Genomic DNA, 22,382 nt, shown 5'->3' on the forward strand with positions numbered 1-22,382 from the left:
GGCCCAACCACCGATGTCCGGGGTCTTCGGGCCGGAACGGCGCATGCCGCGCCCGGGTGCCGGACGCGGCATGCGTATCGGTGCGAGAACGTGTCGCCTAGATGGGGAGGCGGCGGAAGATCGGGCGCGGCACGTGGCGCAGGATCATCATGACGTAGCGGAAAACGCCGGGGGCCCAGACGATTTCCTTGCCCTTCTCGGAGGCGGCGACCGCGAGGAGGGCGACGTCCTCCTTGTTCACGGTGAGCCCGTTCTCCTTGGCGTGCGCGGAGAGCCGGGTGCGCACCATGCCGGGGCGGATGACCGTGACGCGCGGACCGAACTTCGCGACCGCCTCGCCGAGACCCAGGTAGAAGCCGTCCAGGCCGGCCTTGGTGGAGCCGTAGACGAAGTTGAACCGGCGCACGCGCTCACCGGCGACCGAGGACATGGCCAGGATGCGGCCGAAGCCCTGCGCCTTCATCTTCTCGCCGAGCAGCACGCCGACGGAAACCGCCGCGGTGTAGTTGATCTCGGCCATCATGACGGCCTTGCGCTGGTCCTGCCAGAAGATCTCGCCGTCACCGTCGATGCCGAACGCGACGATGGCCACGTCGACGTCACCGTCCGCCCACGCCGCGTCGATCACGGCCGGGTGGCTGTCGGTGTCGAGCGCGTCGAAGTCGATGACCTGCACCTCGGAGGCGCCGGCGGCCTTCATCTGCGACACGGCGTCCTCGCGCAGCGGGTCACCGGGCAGGGCGGCCAGGATGATGCGCGCGGGACCCTTCTTCAGGTACTCGGCGCAGATCGCCAAGCCGATCTCCGAGGTGCCGCCCAGCAGCAGAATGGATTGCGGGTTCCCTACCGCGTTGATCACTGAAGCTCCAGCCTTCTCGCCATATCGGACATGAAAACGCCTGTGGGATCCACGCTTCGGCGGATCTTGATCCACTCGTCGATCCGCGGGTACATCTTGTGGAAGGTCTCCGCGTCGGTGCGCGAATCCTTGGCAGTGTAGAGACGTCCGCCGAATTCCAGGACGCGCCGGTCCAGTTCGCGCACGAAGTCATTGAGACCGGGGCGGACCGGGAAGTCGACGCAGATGTTCCAGCCCTCCATGGGGAAGCTCAGCGGCGCCGGGTTGCCCGGGCCGAAGAACTTCAGCACATTGAGCGCCGAATGGTGACCCGAACGCTGGATATCCACGATGATCTTGGTGAATTCATCGAGCGCCTCCGGCGGCAGCACGAACTGGTACTGGATGAATCCCTTGGACCCGTAGGCCCGATTCCACTCCGAGACCACGTCCAACATGTGATAGAACTGCGTCAAGTTCATCAGCTTGCCGGTGTAGTTGCCGCCGAGCGCGTAATACGCCTCGCCGACCATCCCCAGCGTGAACTTGTTGGCCGCGAAACTCGGGAAGATATCCGGCACCGTCAGCAGATTCGGCGCATCGAACTTCAGCGGATTCTTGCGCAGCTTCTTCGGCAGCTCGTCGAGCTTCGCCAGCCGTCCGCGAGACACATTGGCGCGTCCCAGTTTCGGCGGCCCGGAGATCGCATCGAACCAGGTGGAGGAGTAGGTGTAGTTCTCCTCGGACCCGTCCTTGTGGACCGCGATGGTCTCGTCCAGGCCGGTGGTCTTGATGCCGTCGGAGATGAAGTACGCCGTCTCGGTGGGCGTCATCTCGATGGTGGCACGCAGGATGATGCCGGTCAGGCCATTGCCGCCGACGGTGGCCCAGAACAGCTTGGCGTTCTTCTTCGGCCCGATGGTCTGCACCTTGCCGTCGGCGGTGAGCAGATCGATGGACCGCACGTGATTGCCGAAGCTGCCCGCGCTGTGGTGGTTCTTGCCGTGGATGTCCGAGCCGATGGCCCCGCCCACGGTCACCTGCCGGGTGCCCGGCAGCACCGGAACCCACAGGCCGAACGGCAGCGCCGCCTTCATCAGCTGGTCGAGGCTGACGCCCGCGTCCACGTCCACCAGCCGGGAGTCCCGGTCGATGCGGTGGATGCGGTTGAGTGCGGTCATGTCGACGACCAGGCCACCCGCGTTCTGGGCGTGATCGCCGTACGAACGGCCGAGGCCGCGGGCGATGACGCCGCGACGCAGGTGCGCGGGCTTGGAGTCGTTGTCCTCCGCGACCATGGCGACCGCCTTGGCGATCAGCTCCGGGTCATCGGTGGAGAGCACTTCCGAGGTGGTGGCTGCGGTGCGACCCCACCCGGTCAGGCGCCGGGTCTGCGTCGGCAGGTCGAACGAACCCGATGACGCCGTGCCCGCTGTGTCTTTGCCTACGACGGGGCCCTCGCCTGCCGAGCTGGGCTCGGTGGCGGCCGCGGTGGTGGTCTGAGCTTTCGTGGACATCGGCATAGAGGCTACAGGCATAACCGTCTCGAGGCTTGTGTCCTTTGTCCCGGGCATTACTCTTCTGCGTTGTGACCGCGGAACCCCATCTGCCCCTGCCGCCCGAGCTGCCCCTCGTCGATGAACCGGGTGGTACGGAGGTTGATCTCAAGACGCAGATCATCCGATTCGCGGTCACCGGTGGCCTGTCCGCCATCGTCGACTTCGGTCTGTACACGCTGCTGTTCAAGCTGGTCGGACTGCCGCTGCCGGTGGCCAAGTCCATCAGCTTCATCGCGGGCACGACCACGGCCTACCTGATCAACCGGCGCTGGACCTTCCAGGCCGAGCCGAGCCGCAAGCGCTTCATCGCGGTGGTGCTGCTGTACGCGGTGACCTTCGCGCTGCAGGTCGGCATCAACCAGCTCTGCTATTACGCGCTGCCCGATGCGTGGTGGCGGATCTGGCTCGCCTTCTGTGTCGCGCAGGGCACCGCCACCGTGATCAACTTCATTGTCCAGCGCGCGGTGATCTTCAAGATCGACTAGGCGGCGCTGAAGTCACGACTCGACCAGGGCGTTGGTCTCTTCCTTCGCCCGGAAGTAGTCGCCGCCCTTGGCGCGCACATTGTCGGTACCCCACTGGCGCTGCTCGCGCCGGGCCGGGACCAGGTGTGGAATGTGCTTGCGGCAGTGGATGTAGGCCTCCTCCACATCCACCACCACCCAGCGCTCCGGAATGCGGCCCCGGGTATCGGCCGGCAGGTCGGGGACGCAGCGGCGCATGAGCGCGTCGTCCACGATGCGCGCGGTGCCATTGAGGTGCAGGCCGATCAGGTCGTGCACGAAATCGATCATGAGAATGCCGACGTGGGGGTTCTCGAGAATATTGCCGAGGCTGGCCATGACGCCGTTGCCGCGGTATTCGGGATAGGCGACGGTGCGATCGTCGATCACGTGCAGGAAGCCGGCTTTGCCGGCGCGGAAGCTGGCATCGCATTCACCGTGCTTGTCGGAGGTGGCGATGAAGGCCATGTCCATGCGCCGGATGAAATCGATCATGTGGGTATTGAGCCGATCTCGCACCTGATCGGAGTAGAAGCGTTGTGCCCGTTCCTCGGTACCGTATCGCTCCTGCAGTTCCCGTTCGCCGTCGCTGCCGTTTCTGATACCGGGCATCGTGCGCCCCCTTTGGTAGCTGAATACCGGATGGAAGAGGCTCGGCCACGAACTTCGGCCATCCGAAATCCTATACGGTTTAACTATTTTCGTGTGGCAAATGCGTGAACCGGCGTATCTGCCCCGGTGGGGCTTCCTCGGCTGTTGCCGGACAAACCTTCCCGGGGGAGGATCCTCCCGGATGGAAGGGCCCACAAGGGACCTTCGGCCCTTAGCTGCGGGGATGCTGCTCGTCGCTCCGGACCGCAGGAATGCGAGATCCCCAGGGGATAAGGGGATTTCGCATTCCTGATTTGTCCATTTCGCAGAGCTGCCGGGGTGTCGTGCGGCCGTCATCCCCCTAGGTGGCGCCGATCTTCGGTGCTCGAAACATAAATACCGGGAGGTCCTTCAGGGCGCACCGGCTCCGGTCGCAACGCGCGGTGTGGTCCGGTTCCGCCTCACACCCGGGTGAGCGTCACCGGCACACCATTGAACACGGCATTCCCGGACGGGGCGTCCACCAGCGAATCATCGGTCAGCACATTGGCATTCACCCCGGCGTGCTCACGCGCGACGGTCTGCGTGCTGTCCCCGTGTCCCCAGCCGTGTGGCAGGCTGACCACACCGGGCATGATGTCCTCGGTCGGTTCGACGTCCACGGTCAGCGTGCCCGCCGCAGATTTCACCACGGCCTGCCCGTTCAACCCCAGCCGCGCCGCGTCCTCGGGATGAATGTGCAGCGTGCACCGATTCGACCCGCCCACCAGCGGCGGCACATTGTGCAGCCAGCTGTTGTTGGATCGCAGCTGCCGCCGCCCCACCAGCACCATCTCCGGCCGCTCGACCCTCAGCCGGGCCCGCAGCCGGTCCAGGTCGGCCAGCAGTTCGGCGGGCGCCAGCTCGACCCGGCGAGAGGCCGTCCGCAGCACACCCGGCAGCCGGGGCTCCAGCGGACCCAGATCGATGCCGTGCGGATTGTCCAGCAGCACTTGCAGATTCAGCTTGCCGTGCCATTCGTTCTCGTCGTCCGGCATGGTGGACCATGCGCCGAAGGGGCCCAGGCGCAGCATCAGGTCCAGCCGCTGCTCGGTGGTGTCGGCGCCGAGCAGTTCGCCGCGGCGGTCGGCCAGGCCGGCCTTGTGCAGGGTCCCGGCGATGACGATCTCGTCGACCGCGCCGAGCGGATCCAGCCCGGGCTGGGCTTCCTGGCCCGAGACGGCCAGGGCCAGCCGCGCCAGCACCTCGGCCTCGGACAGCTCGTTCGCGCCCAGCGGCACCAGCGGCCGCGAGTAGCGGGCGTAGTTGTGGACCGCGAAATTGAGCAGCGCGAAATCGTAGTGCGGCGACTGCAGGATGCGCGGGGGCGGCAGGATGACATCCGCGTGGCGGGTGGTCTCGTTGAGGTAGCGGTCCACACTCACCATGAATTCCAGTCCGGCGAAGGCGGTGTCGAGGCGCGCGCCGCTGGGTGCGGACAGCACCGGATTGCCCGCCACCGTCACCATGGCCCGGATCTGCCCGTCGCCGGGCGTGCGGATCTCGTCCGCCAGCGTGGCCACCGGCAGTTCGCCCATGGCCTCGGGCAATTCGCGCACCCGGCTGGCCCAGCGCGCGAGGCGGAACGGCCGCGATCGCACGATGCCCAGCGCCGCCCCCGTCGCGAACATGGCCCCGCCGGGCGAGTCGAAATTGCCGGTGAGCACATTGACGACATCCACCAGCCACTGCGTGAGCGTGCCGAATTCGGCCGTGCAGGTGCCGATCCGGGCGTAGACGACGGCCGTCGGCGCGGCGGCCAGCTCGCGCGCGATCCGCACGATGGTCTCGGCGGGCACGCCGGTGCGCCCGGACACCAGCTCCGGCGTGAATTCGGCTGCCGCGGCCCGCACCTCGTCCAGCCCGTTCACCTCGACCCGGACGTCGGTCAGACCCTCCGCGAACAACGTGTGAACGATCCCGAACAGCAGGTAGGCGTCACTGCCCGGCCGCACGAACACGTGCTCGTCGGCCAGCTTGGCGGTGCGCGTGCGCCGTGGATCCACCACCACCAGCCGCCCGCCGCGCTGCCGCAGCGCCTTCAACCGGCCCGGGAAATCCGGTGCGGTGCACAGCGATCCGTTGGACTCCAGCGGATTCGCGCCCAGCATCAGCAGGTAGCCGGTGCGGTCCAGGTCCGGCACCGCCACGGTGAGCGGATCACCGAACATGAGCCCGCTCGACACCTGCTTGGGCATCTGGTCGGCGGTGCTGGCGGAGAACAGGTTACGGGTGCCCAGCGCCCGGATCAGCAGCGGCACGTACAGCGCCCCGGCCACGGTGTGGGCATTGGGATTGCCCAGGTACAGCCCCACCGCCTGATTGCCGTGCGCGGCCGTCACCCGCGGCAGGCGCTCCCGGATCACCCCGAAGGCCTCGTCCCAGCTCGCCTCCCGCCAGGTGTCGGTGGCGCGGTCGCGAATCATGGGCGCGGTCAGCCGATCCGGATCGGCGTCGAGATGTCCGAGGGTGGCGCCCTTGGGGCAGATGAAACCCCGGCTGAAGGGATCGGCGTGGTCACCGCGCACCGAGACGATGTGATCGGTGCTGTCCAGGGTGAGCTCGAGGCCGCACACCGCCTCACAGAGCGGGCAGGTGCGTAGCAATGTCCGGGGGCTGTCCGTGACGTGGGTCATACCTCATGATCGCCCGGAAACGTACCGGGCGGAACACCTCTCGCCGCCGGGAATGCCGGACGCGGGATCCCGGCGGCCGCCACTGCCGGAGCCTCGGATTATGTCCGTTATCGCTTAATTTGCAACGTTCGAATATGGGCACGGCAAAACCCGCGAGCGCCGGGGTGCACTCGCGGGTTTCGTGTAGTTGTGAGAGCCGGCGGCGTCAGGAAGCGATACGAGCCGCCTGCGGCGCTCCCTTGGCGGCGGCACGGACACCGGCGGCGATGGCGACCACCGGCGGGATCCAGCGGGCCTCGTGCGGGGCGACGCCCCAGCAGGCCGCGCCGGCGGACAGCTTGGTCGGCGGCAACGGGATGCCCGCGCCGTCGGCGTAGACGACCACGCCGGACTCGCGCAGGGCCTCGATGGCGCGTTCGGCCTTGCGCAGGCCGGTGACGAGGTGGATCTCGCGGCGCTCGGCGCCCGGGATCTCGATGACCGGGCCGGTCAGGTCATTGGCCCGTAGGTAGCGGCGCACGAAGGCGGCGGTGTCGCCGGTGACCTCGATGCCCGCGATGTTCTCGTCGGTGACCAGGCACACGCCATTGGCGGTTTCGGCGACCGTCCAGCCGCGCTGGATGTAGTCCTGCGCGGATTCCGCAACGGCTGACGAAAACGTCGTACGCACTGGTTTCTCCATTCCCCGGTAGTTCTGATTCCTGCTCTGTGCCTCGTATCGGAGCGGGGGGTTCGTGGTGTTACACCTTCTTTTTCAACTCGCTTCCGGTTGTGTCCCGGAGGGGCATTCGTCCGGTTTGTTCCGACCCGATGGTGACCATGGCCCAGCTGCGACACGACCTCGAGGTGGCGGCCCTGCCTGCGACAACACCGTCAAGGGGTCTGCCGTCGGATCCGGAGCCCAGCGCCCGCCCGCGAGCGTGACGTGTTCTACACCACACTGGCTCGTCCTGCGGCACCCCGGCGTTACCGGAGACACTGAGTCGGCCGAAAAGGTCTGCGGGAGAGGAGATCGTCGGCATGACCGATCAATCGGGCGGGAACACGGCCGAACTCGAGGAATACGACGAGTTCGACGAGATCATCACCGAGGGGCGCTGGGCCGCCTTCAAGGAGTCCGCCACCCGCCGCATGTCCCGGCGGCTGGCCGCGGACGAGGAGGCCGAGGAGCCGGTCGAACCCTTCGCCAGCCCAGGCGCTTTCGGCTCCTGGAGCGTGGACGCCGCCCGCGCCCTGCTGGACCTGCAGTTCCAGCGCGCCGCCACCCGCACGCTGCTGCCCCTGGCGTATCTGCTGGGGCTGGCGAGCGCCGTCGCCATCCCGATCGTGGGAACCATAGGGCTGTGGCGAATCTCGGCCTGGCTGGGCATCGTGTTCGCGGTGGTGTTCGCGGTCCCGCTGGGCCTGGTGATCGCCGCGGTGGTGCGCCTGCTGCTGGAGTTCGTGCTCAATGCCTCCCGGCTGGCGGCCCGGGTCGCGCACATCTCCGATATGGCCGACGATCTGTTCCAGGCCCTCTCGGATGTGGCCGAACCGGTCAATCAGCTGTCCAAAGATGTTCAGGCAGTTCAGTTCTGGCGCTTCCGCCGGCGCTCGTCCCGGAAGTAGGCCGGTCGGCGGCCGCTATCCTGGCCACGGGGCGGTGCGAAATCTGCGCCCCAGGCCGCGTCCCGCGTCCATGGATCGCTGAGTTTTCCTGTGCAACAATGCGATCGCAACACTGGTTTAGGGGGACGAATGGCTCTACCGCAGGGGATTACCGGATCGACCGTGCCGCGCCGCCAGCTCGGCCGGCACCTGCGCGACCTGCGCAATCGCGCGCGCATGACGACCCGGGTGGCCGCGCAGCGCTTGGAATGGTCCGAGGCCAAGATCTGGCGAATCGAAACTGGACAGACGTCTTTGCGCAGTCTGGATGTCGAGGCCATGTGCCGCATCTACGGCGCTCCGGAGGACGCCATCGAACCGCTCACCACGCTGGCCCGGGAGACCAAGGCCCGCGGCTGGTGGACCGAGTTCAGTGACGTGATCGACGAGGGCTACGAAGTCTACATCGGGCTCGAGGAGGCGGCGAGCCGGCTCACCAGCTATGAGAACGAGCTGGTGCCAGGGCTTTTGCAGACCGAGCAGTACTACCGGGCGGTGCTGGCCGGAGCCTACCCGGACATCTCCGCCGAACAGCTGGACCGCCGGGTCCGGGTGCGGACCGCGCGCCAGTCGCTGCTCACCCGCGCGGAATCGCCGCTGCAACTGGATGTGGTGATCGCCGAGGCGGTGCTCTGGCATCGCATCGGCGACGACGACGTGACCCGCGGCCAGCTGGACCGGCTGCGTAAACTCGCCGAACTGCCCAATGTCCGGCTGCGGCTGCTGCCCGCCGAGTGCGGCTATCACAACGGCATGGACGCGGGCCGCTTCGTGCTGCTCGAATTCCCCACCGCCGCAGGCGAACCCACCGAGCCGCCGGTGGTGTACGTGGAAGCCCTCACCGGCTCCTCGTATCTGGACAAGGAGCACGAGGTCGAGCGCTACCGCGAGGCCTTCGCGGCGGTGAGTTCCATTGCGGTGGACGCGCTTCCGGTCATCGAGACGCTGCGCGCGGCGGTCTAGCCCAGATTCTGGGCCAGCACCTCACGGTGCGTGGGCGCGGCCTGCCGATGCAGTTCGCGCCCTTTTTCCGTGACGCAGACGAAGATCGCGCGGCGATCCTCGGTACACAGCGTGCGGTCGACCAGTCCGTCGCGCTCGAGTCTCGCCACCGTGCGGGAGAGCGCGCTCTGACTGAGATAGATGTCATTGGCCAGGTCGCTCATCTTGCAGCTGTCGCTGCCGGATTCGACGAGGCGGTCCAGGGTTTCGAATTCGCTGAGCCCGATGTGGTGGCGGCCTTGCAGTTCCTTTTCCAGAGCGCACGAGGTCGTCGCGTGCCGGGCCAGCAGATCGCGCCACTCGCCCACCAGCCCTGACGCCTCCACCGGCGTGATGACGGGCCGGTCGACGGGCGCTGTCGGCTTCGGCATGCGGTCATCCTAGTCTGTCCACCGAAAGTATGCAACTGCATTAAATGCTTGTGCATTTGATGCATGCGCATGTACTGTCGCTTCTCGTGACTTCCACCGAGACCCGCCCCGCAGTGAGCACCGCGGCCGATACCACGCAGTGGACCGCCCGGCTCTGGGGCATGCTCATCACCCTGTGCATCGTGCTGTTCCTGGACGGCCTCGACGTATCGATGATCGGCGTCGCGCTGCCGTCGATCGGCACCGAACTCGACATTCAGACCTCCACCCTGCAGTGGCTGGTCAGCGGTTACGTGCTGGGCTACGGCGGCCTGCTGCTGCTGGGCGGCCGCACCGCCGACCTGCTGGGCCGCCGCAAGGTCTTCCTGATCGCCCTGGCCGTCTTCGCGCTGGCCTCGCTCGCGGGCGCGCTGGTGAGCTCGCCGGCGCTGCTCATCCTGACCCGCTTCGTGAAGGGCCTGGCCGCCGCGTTCACCGCGCCGACCGGTCTGTCCATCATCACCACGAATTTCCACGAGGGACCGGCCCGTAACAAGGCGCTGTCCATCTACACCGTCTTCGGCGCCGGCGGCTACTCCATGGGCCTGCTGTTCGGCGGCCTGATGACCGGTCTCGGCTGGCGCTGGACCTTCCTGCTCCCGGTTCCGGTGGCCCTCGCCGCACTGGCCTCCGCGTATTTCCTCGTCCCCAAGGACAAGCCCGCCGAGGAGGGCGGACACGACCTGATCGGCGCGCTGCTGTCCACCGCCACCATGCTGCTGCTCGTCTACACCGTGGTCTCGGCGCCGCAGGCGGGGTGGGGCTCGGCCCGCACCATCGGATCGTTCGTCGCGGTGGCCGTGCTGGGTGCGGCGTTCGTCTACGCCGAGAGCAAGGTGCGTTACCCGCTGGTGCGCCTCGGCATCCTGCGCAAACCCACCCTGGTCCGGGCCAGCCTGGCCATCATCGCGGTCGCCGGTTCGTACTTCAGCTGGCAGTTCATCACCACGCTGTACCTGCAGGACACCCTGGGCTGGTCGCCGCTGAAGCTCTCGATGGCACTGCTGCCGGTCGGTCTGCTGGTGGTCGCCTCGGCCTTCGTCTCCGACAAGCTGGTCGACCGCTTCGGCACCGGCCCGATCATCGCGATCACCATGGTGATCATGGCCGTCGGCTACCTGCTGTACCTGCGCATCGACACCGCACCGTCCTACCTGACCGTGCTGCTGCCCGCGGTGCTGCTGGTCGGCATCGGCTGGGTCGGGTTCCCGGCCATCAATATCCAGGCCACCAGCGGCATCGACGATGACGAGCAGGGCCTGGCGGCCGGTGTGCTGCAGACCGCCATGCAGGTCGGCGCCGCCATCGTGCTCGCGGTGACCACCGCCATCGTCACCTCGAGCGTGCCGAGCAGCCCGACCCCCGCGGCCATGCTCGCCACCTACCGTCCCGGCCTGGAATTCGCCGCCGGCGTCTCCATCGTCGGCGCCCTGGTCGCCCTCACGGTCTTCCTCCCGAGGCTGCGGGCCCGGCGCCAGGAGGCCCGTGACCTGGAGGTCGAACTGGTCGGCTGACATGACACCGGGTCCGCTCGCCGCTCACACGGGCGCGGCCCTCGAAAATTGCCGGGGCGCATCGCATTACGCGGTGCGCCCCGGCGGCGTCACAACTGATTTCGCAAGGCTCCGGGTAACTCGCCGGGGACGTCCGGAGTCGGGTAGGCACCCGACCGGCGGCACGGGTGCGGAACAGGTAACGGCTCTCAGCCGTCCGCTGAGGTGGCGGGGAGGCGGGGGAGCTCCGCCAGGCGCGGGGCCGCGGCGTCCTTGTCCGAGCGGACGAAGGTGAGCGGTTCGCCGTTGCGGCCGACGGCCGGCCACGCGATGGCCAGGTCCGGGTCGAAAGCGTCCAGGTCCCGGTCGAATTCGGGGGAGTACTCCAGCGAGCACAGGTAGTTGACGGTGGAGTCGTCCTCCAGCGACAGCAGGGCGTGCCCCAGGCCCTCGGCCAGGAACACCGACTTGCGCTCCACATCGTCGATGACGACCGCGTCCCAGCGGCCGAAGGTGGGGGAGTCGCGGCGCAGGTCCACCACCACGTCCAGGAACGCCCCGCGCACACAGGTCACGTATTTGGCCTGCCCGGGCGGATTCTCGGTGTAGTGGATGCCGCGCAGCACACCTGCCGCGGAGGTGGAGATATTGACCTGCAGCAGGTCGAAGGGCCGTCCGACCGCCTTCTCGAATTCCGAGGCCTTGAACGACTCGTAGAAGACGCCGCGCTCGTCTCCGTGCAGCCGGGGCGTGAACTCCCACGCGCCCGGCACCGACAGTTCCCGAATCCGCATGCCTACTCCCAGCTTCGCCCGTGGTCCAGCAGGCCCAGCAGGTACTTTCCATAGCCCGAGCGCACCAGGGGTTCGGCCAGCCGGGTGAGTTCATCGTCGCCGATGAAGCCGAGCCGCCAGGCCACCTCCTCCGGCACGCCGATCTTGAGGCCCTGCCGCTCCTCGATGGTGCGGACGTAATTGGCGGCGTCCAGCAGGGAGTCGAAGGTACCGGTGTCGAGCCAGGCGGTACCGCGAGCCAGCACCTGCACGTGCAGCCGGCCCTGCTCCAGATAGGTGCGGTTGATATCGGTGATCTCGTATTCGCCGCGCTCCGACGGCTTCAGATCGCGCGCGATGGCGAGCACGTCGTTGTCGTAGAAGTACAGCCCCGGAATCGCGTAGTTGGAGCGCGGCGCCTTGGGCTTCTCCTCGATGGAAATGGCTCGGCCCTCGGCGAATTCGACCACGCCGTAGGCGGTGGGGTCGGAGACCCGGTAGGCGAAGATCGCGCCGCCGTCCAGGTCGTGGAAGGTCTGCAGCTGGGTGCCCAGGCCCGGGCCGTGGAAGATGTTGTCGCCCAGCACCAGCGCGGCCTTCTCGGTGCCGATGTGGTCGGCGCCCAGCACGAAGGCGCGGGCCAGCCCGTCCGGTTTCGGCTGCACCACATAGGAGATGGACACGCCGAACCGGCTGCCGTCGCCGAGCAGCCGGGCGAAGGCGTCGGCGTCCTCGGGAGTGGTGATCACCAGGATGTCCCGGATCCCCGCCAGCATGAGGGTGGACAGGGGGTAGTACACCATCGGTTTGTCGTACACCGGGACCAGCTGTTTGCTCACCCCGCGCGTGATCGGGTGCAACCGCGATCCGGTGCCCCCGGCCAGGATGATTCCGCGCATGTCACGACAGTCTGCCAGCTCGATGGTGGACCGCGGCGGTCAGGTTCCGACTGGACTTCGAATCGATCACGGCCGTTTACGTACGCGCGGATACGGCGATATCTGTTGCGTAGGTCACGTTCTCATGGTGTTCTGAAACAACGCTATGTGAGATGTCAGCGCCGACTCTCGCGCGCCGGGTGCCGAGCCAACGTATCGGTCGCTCCGGACGAACGGCTCGGCGCGCCAACAACGAGGTAGGTGCGCGATGGCTCACGAACGGCCTGTCCACGAAACGGCCCACGAGGACGTCCCCGTCCAGAACCCGAACCGGACCAGTGCCGCCGCCCGTGCCCTGACAGTGGTGGCTCGCACCATGATCCGCCCGGCCGGCGAGCTGGTACCCGTCACCGTCGCATCCATGCCGGTGGCCAGCACCGTCATCAACAGCCTGGCCAAGCTGCGCCCGGCTCCGCGGGGAGTGGAGCGGGAACAGGTACGGCTCAATGGCTTCCGCATGGAGATCGTGCGGCCCGCCGGGGCCCGCAAGGCATTGCGCGACGGCGCGGTCCTGTACATGCACGGCGGTGGCTTCTTCCTGTGCGGGCTCGATACCCACCGCCCCGTGGTCGCGGCTATCGCCCGGCGTACCGGGCTGCCGGTGGTGAGTGTGGAGTACCGGCAGCTGCCCGAGACCGATATCGCCGGATCCGTCACCGACTGCCTGACCGCCTACAAATGGTTGCTGGCGCATGGCGTCCCGGCCTCCAAGGTGGTGTTCGCCGGTGACTCCGCGGGCGGCTACATGACCTTCGCCACCGCCCTGCGCGCCCGTGACGCCGGACTGCCCGTCCCCGCCGGACTGGTCGGGCTGTGCCCCGCACTGGACCTGGACTGCACCGAGAAGCGCGCCCACCCCAACTACCGCCGCGACGCGCTGATCCCGCTGTCCGCGCTGGAGTCCGTGATCAAGCTGGGGGCCGAGGTGAACGGCCGCCTGGATCCGCGGCTGTCGCCGGTCAACAATGTGCTGGCCGGCCTGCCGCCCGCGCTGCTCATCGTCGCCGAGGACGAGGTGCTGCGTCGCGACAGCGAGGTCATGGCCCAGCGCCTGGCCCAGTCCGGCGTGCCCGCCACCCTCGAGATCTGGCGCGGACAGGTGCACGCCTTCATGGCCATCTTCCCCGCCATGCCGGAGAGCCGGGCCGCCCTGGCCCACGTGGCCCGCTTCGTCCGCGAGCGCATCGAGGCCGGGCAGGTCGCCCGCACGGCATGACTTGGTGACGTGCCGCCCGATCGATTCGGGTGGGGTGCAGCCTGATTGATGATGTGGGGCTCGGGGCGCCGATCTCGGGCCCCACATCTGTTCCTGCACAAAGCGAAACCCCCACCCGGACGAACCGGGCGGGGGTTTCGACGTGCAGCGTGTCGCAGTCTTACTTGGACTGGATGTGCGGCTCGTTGATGGTGGAGAAGTACTGGATCGCGGCGGCGATGGCGACCGGCGCGGTCACGAACAGCTGACCCGCCAGGGTGCCCAGGAAGCCGATGGCGGCAGCGCCACCGAGGCAGCCGACGATCGGGCCGGCACCGAACAGGGCCGCAAGCGGAGCGGTGGCGACGCCCGCGAGGCCGAAGCCGAGGACGCAACCGACGGTCGCGCCGCCGAGACCGCCGACCAGGGTGCCGATCGTGGCACCGGTGGCGATGGTGTCCTTCAGGCGGTTCCAGGCAGCCTGCTCACGGTCGTAGTCCGACTTCCACGGAGCCTGGTCCTCGAACGGCAGCGCGACGTCCTTGACGTTGCCCGGCGTGTAGATCGCGTGGTCCACGTCGTACTGCGGGGTCAGGGTCGCGGTGTGGTCCGAGATGTCCGCGGCGATCGGGAAGGTGAAGTCGTCCACCTGCACCTTCAGCGGCATGCCGGCGACGACGTTGCCGTTGGCGGCCTTGATCTCGAAGTTGCCGTTCTCGACGACCAAGGAACCGGCATCCGTGCGGATGACGGTGTTGGTGCCGGAGTTGGTGGCGGTGTAGTTGATCGGCGCGTTGTCGTCGGCGGCCGGCGCGGCATTCACGGTGCCGGCGGTGACGGCCACGGCGGCTACGGCCAGCGCCGCGGTGGCGGCGAATTTCCTCATCAGCATTTGTAGAAACCTCATCGAAGAGCTCGGGGGGACACGTCGAATCGAAATGGAGAACAGCTAACGAGCGGTGAACCCATCGTGTCCGTCCGTTCAAATTTTGTTCACCAAGACGATCGTGCGGTCTGCAAGGTAGTGGAAACGCGCTGCAAGGGAAAGGTTTTAACGCAGATATACGATCCGCCTGATCGTTACCCGCGGCAGTCCGTGTGAGGAAGGTCACACGCGTCGCATGGAAAGTCGTGACGCTGGTCGCACGAATGTCGCGGCAGCACCGTGGAATTGCGACATTTGGACCGAGCGGCCGCCTTTCAATTGCGTGCGTTTGTTTCAACCGGATGTCCGATTCCGCGCACAGCGACCGCCCGGCTGGTGTAAAGAAGGCAACTTCCTGTACCCAGCGCGGGCCTGCGCCCCGGCCGACGTAGTGTTTCCCTGTGCGACTGCTCGTAACCGGCGGCGCCGGGTTCATCGGCGCGAACTTCGTTCATCAGACCGTGACTGCGCGTCCCGGTGTGCAAGTCACCGTGCTGGACAAACTCACCTATGCGGGCAACCGCGCCTCACTCGACCCGGTCGCGGACCGAATCGAGTTCGTGCACGGCGACATCGCCGACACCGCGCTGGTGGATCGCCTGGTGGGCGGCGTGGACGCGGTGGTGCATTTCGCCGCCGAATCGCACAACGACAATTCGCTGGCCGACCCGTGGCCGTTTGTCCAGACCAATATCGTCGGCACCTATTCGCTGCTCCAGGCGGTGCGCCGCCATCAGGTGCGCTACCACCACATCTCCACCGACGAGGTGTACGGCGATCTGGAACTCGACGACCCCTCGGCATTCGGCGAGAACACCCCCTACAACCCGTCGAGTCCGTACTCGGCCAGCAAGGCCTCCAGCGACATGCTGGTCCGCGCCTGGGTGCGGTCGTTCGGGGTGCGGGCCACAATCTCCAACTGCTCCAACAACTATGGGCCCTACCAGCACGTGGAGAAGTTCATCCCGCGCCAGATCACCAATCTCATCGACGGTATCCGCCCCCGCCTCTACGGCGCGGGTCACCAGGTGCGCGACTGGATCCACGTGGACGACCACAACAGCGCGGTCTGGGAAATCCTGGAGCGCGGGCGCATCGGCCAGACCTATCTGATCGGCGCGGACGGCGAACGGGACAACAAATCCGTGGTGGAGCTGATCCTGGAGGCATTCGGCCGTGCCCCGGACGATTTCGATCATGTCACCGACCGTCCCGGCCACGATCTGCGCTACGCCATCGACGCCTCCCTGCTGCGCACCGAACTCGGCTGGGAGCCGCGATACCACGATTTCCGCCAGGGCCTGGCGGCCACCATCGACTGGTACCGCGACAACGAATCCTGGTGGCGCCCACAGAAAGCCGCGACCGAATCCGCCTATGTCGCCGCGGGTGAAAAGGTCATCTAGCCGCTGAGGGCGGCGGAACGGGCCCAGTCCTGCCGGTAGTCGGCCCAATCCTGTTGAGTGGCAGCGAAATCCACGTAGAGCGCGACCCCGAATGTCCGGCGGTCGCGCGCGGTGCGGCCCAGACCCAGGCGCACCCCGCGCAGCGCGGCGGCGACGGTTTCGGCCGCACCGTGATGGGCCGCGTTCTCCGCCCGGAAAGCGGGCAGTCCCATGAGCAGATCCGTGCTCGGCGGTGTGACCTGCAGGGCCAGACCGGTCTGCTGCGCGACATATCCGCCGTACAGTGCGCGGGTCGGCATGGCGGTGTCATAGGACATCACGGCGATTTGATCCACGCGCCGGGCCACCTCCGCGAAATAGGCTTGCGACCACCATTTCCCGTGATCGAACAAGGCCACGCCGAGCGAATGCAATCCGGGTAGCGGATCGATAACCGGAGCGGAGACCGACAGCAGCGCGTGCCGGGCCGAAGTGACGGCGCGGACCCGATCCAGGATGGTGATATAGCCGTTCGATCCCGAGCGCACCGGTTCGAAATCGAAGTGAATACCGTCGAATCCGAGATCGAGTACCTGCGACGATGTCGTGACGACATGATCGCGAGTCCCCGGATCATCGGTATTCAGACCGTCGAATTCGGGAGTGAGCACATCTCCGAGCCACGCCTGTACGCGAATTCCGGGCAGCGACCGATGCACGGCCCCGAGGAACCAGCGGGCCTGTGGATAGAGCTGGGGAGACAGCGTGCCGTCATTGTCGAGCGGCCCGGTATGCACGTAGAGATCCTTGATTCCGGTCCCGGCCAGCAGAATTCCCAGCTGGGCGATATCGGCGTCGGATTTACGGCCGTCGACCCAGGCGTGCCCCAGCCAGACGGCGTCGTGGCCGCGGGTGCGGGCATCGCCGCGCAGGGTGCCGGCGTCCTGCAGGCGCAGGAACACTGCGGCCGCCGCAACGGGAGTCAGCAGGATGGCGACAATGATCAGCAACACCATGGCAATTCGCCGCGCCCGTGACCATCGACGCCATCGGACTCCCCAGCGGGTCATCCCCAGACGATAGTCGAATACTTGATCACCGCGGCGATGAGCGCGACCGAGCTGGCCGCCACCACCGTGATCGCCACGCCGCGCACCGGGACCCGGCCCGCGGCGTCGGTGAGCCGCAGCGGCATCCAGCGCAGCACCACCGCCAGGCCCAGCACCGCGAGTGGCACGAAGTAACGGCCCTGCACCCCGTCGATGATGAAGTAACCGACCGGTGTGAAGGACATGTACAGCGTCACGTAGATCATGGCCACGCTGGCCGCGATGGTCAGCAGCACCAGCCAGGTGCGCGTGCGGTCCGCGCCGCGCGCCGGGAAGCGTTCGGCCGCACCGATGCTCACGGTGAAGGCCAGCAGGCTCGCCAGGATGGTGAGCGCGGGCACCTCGACGTAGGAGAAGCCGAGCTCGCCGAAGAACTGGGTGAACCAGTGCTGGTCGCGGCGGGCGATGCTGTCGCCGAATATCCGCAGGAAGTGCAACGGGTCGGTGAGGATGCCGTGCAGCTGGTCGCCCGGACGCACAGTGCCCCACTGCTTCTCGGGCCGCATCAGGCTCATGCCGTCACCGGTCGGGGCGGCGATCTTCATCCACACCGCGAACGAGATCGCGCCGACGCCCGCGGCCGCCCACGGCAGCACCCGCTGCCACAAGGCGATCCGCTCGGTGCCGCCGAAGCCGAAGCGGCGCACCGGGATCAGCACGGTGAGCATGGCGATCAGGACGTAGGTCGGCTTGCACACCGGCAGCAGCACGGTGGTGGCCAGCGCGGCCACCGTCTCCGGCCGGGTCAGCCGCTCGCCGAGGAACAGGCCCTTCACCACCAGCGCCGACACCAGCAGGGCCAGCGCATTGGTGACGGTGTCCGCGGTGACGGTCCCGGCCTGGAACAGCGCGATGGGCAGCACCGCGACGGTGAAGGCCAGCCACTGCACGCGGTGGCCGCGCAGCACGCGCAGCGCGAAACCGACGATCACCAGGTAGGCGATCAGCCCCGCCCAGCGGGTGGCCAGCACCATGCCGCCGACACTGAGGTCGAAGGTCTCGGCGATGCGGATGCCCGCGGCGGGCGGCAGGTACGGAACCGGGGAGTAGGCCGCGGTATTGGTGAACCACACCTGCTTGGTCCGATCGGAGACCGCGGCTCCGCCCAGCTGGTCGTAGACGTGCGGATCCTGGACCATGGGCTCCGGCTCGTCCGGGTTGTCCTGATAGTCGTTGAAGGCGTAGCTCATCAGCGCGTCGATGCTGACCGGCACGTCGCCGCCCCACGCCGGCCCGCGATCGTCGTGGATCTTCTCGGGCAGGAAGCCGCCGTGCGCGACCTGGTAGGCCCGGCCGAACTGGGTGATCTCGTCGTGGCCCCAGAACGGGGGCGTCAGCACCGACCACACCGCACCGAAAATGCCGGCGATCAGCACGAAAACCACGGCGGCCGAACCGAACCGCCGCTCGATGCCGATCGCCGCGCGCCGCAGCCCGGCCGTCTTCGGCGCGGGAGCGGCCGGGGCCGATGCCGGGGCTGGGATGGTCGTGCTGTCGTTCACTTCGGTTACCACGGTGTCCGATTCTGCTTTGCCGTCGGGATTCTGCCCGGCAAGCCGCACCGTCATCGCAGCGAACCGCCCGGCCGGGCATCGGGGCCGGTCTCGCCGACCGCCGAATAACGCAGGTACATCAGGCGGGCGGCCTCGTGCCGGGAGCGGCGGATGCCGTCCAGGATCAGGCCGGCGGTCCAGGCCAGGCTGCCGAGCAGCAGCAGCGTGAAGCCCAGGAACAGCGTCGGGAACCGCGGGACCTGGTGAATCTGATAGAACTCGATCACGATCGGCGTGATGAGGATGACCGAGATGATCCAGGCCAGCGTGCCGAACAGGCCGTAGAAGGCGACCGGCCGCTCGTGCCGGGCCAGGCCGATGATCAGGCGCAGGATCTTGAAGCCGTCGCTGTAGGTGCGCAGCTTGGACTCGCTGCCCGCGGGCCGATCACGGAATCCGACCGGAACCGCCGTCTGCGGGACCCCCAGGTGCTGCGAGTGCACGGTCAGCTCGGTCTCGATCTCGAACTCCCGCGACACCGCCGGGAACGACTTCACGAATCGGCGCGAGAAGACCCGGTAGCCGCTGAGCATGTCCTCGACGTTCTCGCCGAAGACCTTGCCCACCACGCCATTGAGGATCTTGTTGCCGGTCTCGTGCCCGGCCCGGTACGCCGAACCGGCCTCGACCTCGCGGCGCACGCCCAGCACGTGGTCGTACGGGCCCGCCAGCAGGGTGCGGATCATCTCGGGGGCCGCGGCGGCGTCGTAGGTGTCGTCGCCGTCGACCATCAGGTACACATCGGCCTCGATGTCGGCGAAGGCCCGCCGCACCACATTGCCCTTGCCCTTGCGATTCTCGGTCCGCACGATCGCCCCGGCCGCGCGCGCCTTGTCGGCGGTGGCGTCCGTGCTCAGGTTGTCGTAGACGTAGACGACTATGCCCGGGACGGCGGCCTTGAGGTCGGTGACGACCTTCGCGACGGCGGCCTCTTCGTTGTGGCACGGCACAATGGCGGCAATACGAAGCTCGGTGGAGTCCACCCGGTCAATCCTCTGATCGGAGGCGAATATGAACACCGGGAGGGTACCCGACCTTCACAGGTATGGGGGTGCGGCGGGTTGCGGTACCGTCGGCCGGTGCCTGCGAACGAGTCCACGGCGGTGGATGAACCCACCCCGAATGCCTCTCTGACCGGCAAGGTCCGGGCCCTGCTGCAGCGGGGCGGGGCATTTCTGGTGGTCGGCGCGATCGGCTTCGTGGTCGATGCGGGCACCTACAACCTGCTGGTCTTCGCCGGCGGCGAGGGCCCGTTGTTCCACGCCCCGCTGGTCGCCAAGATCATCTCCATCGGGGTGGCCACGGTGGTCACCTATTTCGGCAACAAGTGGTGGACCTACTCCGACCACCGGGGCGATACCGGGGCGCGGCACATCCTCGTGTACGCGCTGCTGAATGTGCTGGCCATCGGCCTGCAGCTGGGGTGTCTCGGATTTTCACGCTACGTTCTCGGACTGGACAGTCCGTTGGCGGACAACGTTTCCGGGACGCTCATCGGACAAGCCGTCGCCATGGGTTTCCGATTCTGGGCCTATGGCAAATTCGTCTTCACCAAGCCCGCTTCGGGAATGAATGGCGCTTGATCGCCGAAGGGTTCGCGGCCCGGCTCGATTCTGGACTGCGGCTGGAATAGACCTCCGCCTTGGAGCGGGGAGCGAAGCGGAGGAGCGGAGGAGGGAAGAATCGAGCTTGCAGGGCCGCGGACAGCCGGAGCGCAGCGGAGGCCAATAGGCACTGATATTCTCGCCCCGCCGAGCAAGACAGTGACAGTGGCGGTGCGACCACGTCGGATGAGCCGGTGTCTTAAGTATTCAAAGGATGTCGAGGGATTCATGGATGCGTCGGCTGGGCAGGCCGTGACCGAAACCGAGGACCGGGAGAACGCTGAGGAGGCCCCCACCACCCTGCGCGCGGAACAGACCGCGCCGGAGCGGCTGGTGCTGGCCCGCGGCATCTTCTGCGGACCCGCGCCGAAGATCAGCGACGACCTGTACGCGGTGGCCAAGGGCAAGGTCACCCGCGAGCGGCAGACGCTACGCCTGGAAAAGGGTGCGTCGGTCAACACCAACACCTACTTCGGGCGCTTCGCCGCCGCCTACTGGCAGCGCTGGACCAAGGTCACCGAGGTCGAGGTGGGCATGACCCTCGAGGCGACCGGCAAGGTACGGATCCGGCTGGCCGCCTCCGATATCGCCGGGCACCGCCGGGTGGTCGACACCGCGGTGGTCAAGGAGACCGGCCGGGTGGTGCTGCGCGCACCGCTGGACATGTACATCGACGGCGGCGCGCTGTGGCTGGAGATCGAGGCCCTCGGCGGCGAGGCCGTGATCACCGATCTGGAGTGGACCGCGGCCGCGCCCGGGCAGCTGCGCCCGGTGGCCATCGCGATCTGCACCTTCAACCGCGCCCCGGACTGCGCCGCTACCGTTGCGGCCCTGGCCTCCGATCCCACGGTGCTGTCGCTCATCGACGCCGTCTACGTGGTCGACCAGGGCACCGACCTGGTGCAGGACCAGACGCTGTTCACCGAGACCCGGCCGAAGTTCGGCGACAAGCTGCGCTACATCCGGCAGCCGAATCTCGGTGGCGCGGGCGGCTTCACGCGCGGCCTCTACGAGGTGTCGGGCGCCAACGAGCACGCCGACGTCATCCTCATGGACGACGACATCCTGTGCGAGCCGGAAACGGTGCTGCGGCTCAACGCCTTCGCCAACCTGACCGTGGAACCCACCCTGGTCGGCGCGCAGATGCTGTTCCTGTTCAACCCCGACTACCTGAATGTCGGTGCGGAGGAGACGAATCTGGGCAAGCTGCGCCACGGCCAGAAGGTGGCCAAGGCGCTGCGCAACACCAGCATGCTCAAGAAGCACCAGGAACGCCGCGTGGACGCCGGCTACCAGGCCTGGTGGACCTGCCTGATCCCGGCCGAGGTGGTCAAGAAGATCGGGCTGCCGGTGCCGATCTTCTTCCAGTGGGACGACGTGGAATACGGCCTGCGTGCGCGGGAGAACGGTTTCGTCACCGTCACCCTGCCCAATGCCGCGGTCTGGCACGCCGACTTCTACTGGAAGGACTTCGACGACTGGGCACGCTACTTCTCCTCGCGCAACTCGCTCATCGTGTCCTCGCTGCACCACGACCTGGACGGGAAATCCATTTCCCGCCAGTTGCTCCGGGAGATCGGTGAGTACCTGGTCGGCATGCAGTACGGCCTGGCGCACACCACCCTGCAGGGCATCGAGGACTACCTGCGGGGTCCGGAGATCCTGCGCGACGGCGGTATCGAGGCGCTGGCCAAGGCCCGCGGCTCGCGCTCGGACTACCCGGAGACGGTCAAGCATCCGGCCGCCGCCTCCCCGGTCCCGAACGCGCACCTGCACGTTCGCCGTGCCGGCGGCGAGCCGAGCCACCCGCTGCTGGTGCTCTACAAGCGCGCCCTCAGCCAGTGGACCGGCCGGGTCATCCCCGGCCCGGTCGCGGTCACCCGCGAGGACGCGCACTGGTGGCACGTCGGCCTGTTCAACCACGTGGTCGTCACCGACGCCTCCCAGTCCGGCGTCCGGGTCCGCGTGCGCGACAAGGAAACCGCCCGCCGCCTGCTGCTCCGCACCGTCCGCGTGCTCCGGCAGCTCCGCAAGGACCTCCCCGACCTGCAACGCCGCTGGCGAGCCGCCATGCCGGAACTCACCAGCCGCGAGAACTGGGAACGCCTCTACGGAATCGACTAGCGGTCAGGATATTCGCCTGACCATGGCCCGGGACCCCATGTCCCGGGCCATGTTTCGT

Annotated in this window: 20 protein-coding genes; 8 read left to right on the plus strand and 12 right to left on the minus strand. The window is 67.5% G+C overall.

Annotated elements, in window-relative coordinates; translation table 11 throughout:
* Nucleotides 1-97 precede the first annotated feature (97 nt).
* Complete coding sequence (locus tag ACWEKS_RS37090; RefSeq protein WP_354838564.1) at nucleotides 98-859, minus strand: decaprenylphospho-beta-D-erythro-pentofuranosid-2-ulose 2-reductase; 762 nt, start codon at nucleotides 857-859, stop codon at nucleotides 98-100.
* Nucleotides 856-2,361, minus strand: coding sequence for an FAD-binding protein (locus ACWEKS_RS37095; RefSeq protein WP_452344422.1), 1,506 nt, complete (start codon nucleotides 2,359-2,361; stop codon nucleotides 856-858). Before ACWEKS_RS37095 ends, ACWEKS_RS37090 begins: the two co-directional genes overlap by 4 nt.
* A gap of 65 nt (nucleotides 2,362-2,426) precedes the next feature.
* Between ACWEKS_RS37095 and ACWEKS_RS37100 the strand changes: the two genes are divergently transcribed.
* A complete protein-coding gene (locus ACWEKS_RS37100) occupies nucleotides 2,427-2,882 on the plus strand; it encodes a GtrA family protein (RefSeq protein ID WP_354838570.1) in 456 nt (151 codons plus the stop codon).
* Between the two features lie 12 nt (nucleotides 2,883-2,894).
* Here ACWEKS_RS37100 and ACWEKS_RS37105 read toward each other — a convergent pair whose 3' ends face one another.
* The 3 genes from ACWEKS_RS37105 to ACWEKS_RS37115 all read right to left on the minus strand — a co-directional run bounded on the left by ACWEKS_RS37105 (nucleotide 2,895) and on the right by ACWEKS_RS37115 (nucleotide 6,836).
* Nucleotides 2,895-3,512 (minus strand): pyridoxamine 5'-phosphate oxidase family protein, encoded by a 618-nt coding sequence (locus ACWEKS_RS37105; RefSeq protein ID WP_452344423.1) that lies wholly within the window; start codon nucleotides 3,510-3,512, stop codon nucleotides 2,895-2,897.
* A 440-nt stretch (nucleotides 3,513-3,952) separates the two neighbouring features.
* A complete protein-coding gene (locus tag ACWEKS_RS37110) occupies nucleotides 3,953-6,166 on the minus strand; it encodes a molybdopterin-dependent oxidoreductase (protein WP_452344424.1) in 2,214 nt (737 codons plus the stop codon).
* Nucleotides 6,167-6,371: 205 nt separating this feature from the next.
* Complete coding sequence (locus tag ACWEKS_RS37115; protein ID WP_379393126.1) at nucleotides 6,372-6,836, minus strand: hypothetical protein; 465 nt, start codon at nucleotides 6,834-6,836, stop codon at nucleotides 6,372-6,374.
* 350 nt (nucleotides 6,837-7,186) lie between these two features.
* On the opposite strand from ACWEKS_RS37115, the gene ACWEKS_RS37120 reads away from it, so the two are divergent.
* Both ACWEKS_RS37120 and ACWEKS_RS37125 read left to right on the plus strand, forming a co-directional pair.
* Nucleotides 7,187-7,774: a DUF4282 domain-containing protein gene (locus tag ACWEKS_RS37120; RefSeq protein WP_354838582.1), complete on the plus strand. Its 588-nt coding sequence runs from the start codon at nucleotides 7,187-7,189 to the stop codon at nucleotides 7,772-7,774.
* 129 nt (nucleotides 7,775-7,903) lie between these two features.
* Nucleotides 7,904-8,776 (plus strand): helix-turn-helix domain-containing protein, encoded by an 873-nt coding sequence (locus tag ACWEKS_RS37125; protein ID WP_452344425.1) that lies wholly within the window; start codon nucleotides 7,904-7,906, stop codon nucleotides 8,774-8,776.
* Here ACWEKS_RS37125 and ACWEKS_RS37130 read toward each other — a convergent pair.
* Nucleotides 8,773-9,186, minus strand: a complete 414-nt coding sequence (locus ACWEKS_RS37130) for a MarR family transcriptional regulator (protein ID WP_379393130.1) — start codon at nucleotides 9,184-9,186, stop codon at nucleotides 8,773-8,775. The genes ACWEKS_RS37125 and ACWEKS_RS37130 overlap by 4 nt on opposite strands.
* A gap of 161 nt (nucleotides 9,187-9,347) precedes the next feature.
* On the opposite strand from ACWEKS_RS37130, the gene ACWEKS_RS37135 reads away from it, so the two are divergent.
* The gene (locus tag ACWEKS_RS37135) at nucleotides 9,348-10,739 is read left to right on the plus strand and encodes an MFS transporter (RefSeq protein ID WP_452344461.1); all 1,392 of its coding nucleotides are present in this window, start codon (nucleotides 9,348-9,350) and stop codon (nucleotides 10,737-10,739) included.
* Between the two features lie 188 nt (nucleotides 10,740-10,927).
* On the opposite strand, the gene ACWEKS_RS37140 is transcribed toward ACWEKS_RS37135, so the two are convergent.
* Together ACWEKS_RS37140 and rfbA are read right to left on the minus strand one after the other, a co-directional pair.
* Entirely contained in the window at nucleotides 10,928-11,512 is a 585-nt protein-coding gene (locus ACWEKS_RS37140) for a dTDP-4-dehydrorhamnose 3,5-epimerase family protein (protein ID WP_452344426.1), read from the minus strand.
* 2 nt (nucleotides 11,513-11,514) lie between these two features.
* Nucleotides 11,515-12,390, minus strand: a complete 876-nt coding sequence (gene rfbA, locus ACWEKS_RS37145; RefSeq protein WP_452344427.1) for a glucose-1-phosphate thymidylyltransferase RfbA — start codon at nucleotides 12,388-12,390, stop codon at nucleotides 11,515-11,517.
* A gap of 247 nt (nucleotides 12,391-12,637) precedes the next feature.
* On the opposite strand from rfbA, the gene ACWEKS_RS37150 reads away from it, so the two are divergent.
* The gene (locus ACWEKS_RS37150; RefSeq protein WP_452344428.1) at nucleotides 12,638-13,645 is read left to right on the plus strand and encodes an alpha/beta hydrolase; all 1,008 of its coding nucleotides are present in this window, start codon (nucleotides 12,638-12,640) and stop codon (nucleotides 13,643-13,645) included.
* A 160-nt stretch (nucleotides 13,646-13,805) separates the two neighbouring features.
* On the opposite strand, the gene ACWEKS_RS37155 is transcribed toward ACWEKS_RS37150, so the two are convergent.
* On the minus strand, nucleotides 13,806-14,516 hold the full coding sequence (locus ACWEKS_RS37155; protein ID WP_452344429.1) for a hypothetical protein: 711 nt from the start codon (nucleotides 14,514-14,516) through the stop codon (nucleotides 13,806-13,808).
* Between the two features lie 434 nt (nucleotides 14,517-14,950).
* On the opposite strand from ACWEKS_RS37155, the gene rfbB reads away from it, so the two are divergent.
* Nucleotides 14,951-15,955: a dTDP-glucose 4,6-dehydratase gene (gene rfbB / locus ACWEKS_RS37160; protein WP_452344430.1), complete on the plus strand. Its 1,005-nt coding sequence runs from the start codon at nucleotides 14,951-14,953 to the stop codon at nucleotides 15,953-15,955.
* Here rfbB and ACWEKS_RS37165 read toward each other — a convergent pair.
* The 3 genes from ACWEKS_RS37165 to ACWEKS_RS37175 form a co-directional block, all read right to left on the minus strand.
* On the minus strand, nucleotides 15,952-16,950 hold the full coding sequence (locus ACWEKS_RS37165; protein WP_452344431.1) for a hypothetical protein: 999 nt from the start codon (nucleotides 16,948-16,950) through the stop codon (nucleotides 15,952-15,954). The two genes, rfbB and ACWEKS_RS37165, sit on opposite strands and share 4 nt — an antisense overlap.
* Before the next feature lie 50 nt (nucleotides 16,951-17,000).
* Complete coding sequence (locus ACWEKS_RS37170; protein WP_452344432.1) at nucleotides 17,001-18,545, minus strand: DUF2142 domain-containing protein; 1,545 nt, start codon at nucleotides 18,543-18,545, stop codon at nucleotides 17,001-17,003.
* 62 nt (nucleotides 18,546-18,607) lie between these two features.
* Complete coding sequence (locus tag ACWEKS_RS37175; protein ID WP_452344433.1) at nucleotides 18,608-19,579, minus strand: glycosyltransferase; 972 nt, start codon at nucleotides 19,577-19,579, stop codon at nucleotides 18,608-18,610.
* A gap of 96 nt (nucleotides 19,580-19,675) precedes the next feature.
* Here ACWEKS_RS37175 and ACWEKS_RS37180 point away from each other — a divergent pair, with 96 nt between their 5' ends.
* On the plus strand, nucleotides 19,676-20,179 hold the full coding sequence (locus ACWEKS_RS37180) for a GtrA family protein (RefSeq protein ID WP_452344434.1): 504 nt from the start codon (nucleotides 19,676-19,678) through the stop codon (nucleotides 20,177-20,179).
* A gap of 249 nt (nucleotides 20,180-20,428) precedes the next feature.
* Nucleotides 20,429-22,324 carry a glycosyltransferase gene (locus tag ACWEKS_RS37185; RefSeq protein WP_452344435.1) on the plus strand — a complete coding sequence of 632 codons (1,896 nt, stop codon included), beginning with the start codon at nucleotides 20,429-20,431 and terminating at the stop codon, nucleotides 22,322-22,324.
* The last annotated feature ends 58 nt before the right edge of the window (nucleotides 22,325-22,382 follow it).

The sequence above is a fragment of the Nocardia sp. NPDC004711 genome (assembly GCF_053601595.1).

Bases quoted from the DNA above. Each gene is read 5' to 3' on its own strand.
- ACWEKS_RS37185 (WP_452344435.1), top strand. From the start codon at position 20,429: ATGGATGCGTCGGCTGGGCAGGCCGTGACCGAAACCGAGGACCGGGAG.
- ACWEKS_RS37110 (WP_452344424.1), bottom strand. From the start codon at position 6,166: ATGACCCACGTCACGGACAGCCCCCGGACATTGCTACGCACCTGCCCG.
- ACWEKS_RS37150 (WP_452344428.1), top strand. From the start codon at position 12,638: ATGGCTCACGAACGGCCTGTCCACGAAACGGCCCACGAGGACGTCCCC.
- ACWEKS_RS37135 (WP_452344461.1), top strand. From the start codon at position 9,348: ATGCTCATCACCCTGTGCATCGTGCTGTTCCTGGACGGCCTCGACGTA.
- ACWEKS_RS37105 (WP_452344423.1), bottom strand. From the start codon at position 3,512: ATGCCCGGTATCAGAAACGGCAGCGACGGCGAACGGGAACTGCAGGAG.
- ACWEKS_RS37130 (WP_379393130.1), bottom strand. From the start codon at position 9,186: ATGCCGAAGCCGACAGCGCCCGTCGACCGGCCCGTCATCACGCCGGTG.
- ACWEKS_RS37155 (WP_452344429.1), bottom strand. From the start codon at position 14,516: ATGCTGATGAGGAAATTCGCCGCCACCGCGGCGCTGGCCGTAGCCGCC.
- ACWEKS_RS37095 (WP_452344422.1), bottom strand. From the start codon at position 2,361: ATGCCGATGTCCACGAAAGCTCAGACCACCACCGCGGCCGCCACCGAG.
- ACWEKS_RS37125 (WP_452344425.1), top strand. From the start codon at position 7,904: ATGGCTCTACCGCAGGGGATTACCGGATCGACCGTGCCGCGCCGCCAG.
- ACWEKS_RS37140 (WP_452344426.1), bottom strand. From the start codon at position 11,512: ATGCGGATTCGGGAACTGTCGGTGCCGGGCGCGTGGGAGTTCACGCCC.
- ACWEKS_RS37165 (WP_452344431.1), bottom strand. From the start codon at position 16,950: ATGGTGTTGCTGATCATTGTCGCCATCCTGCTGACTCCCGTTGCGGCG.
- rfbA (WP_452344427.1), bottom strand. From the start codon at position 12,390: ATGCGCGGAATCATCCTGGCCGGGGGCACCGGATCGCGGTTGCACCCG.
- ACWEKS_RS37120 (WP_354838582.1), top strand. From the start codon at position 7,187: ATGACCGATCAATCGGGCGGGAACACGGCCGAACTCGAGGAATACGAC.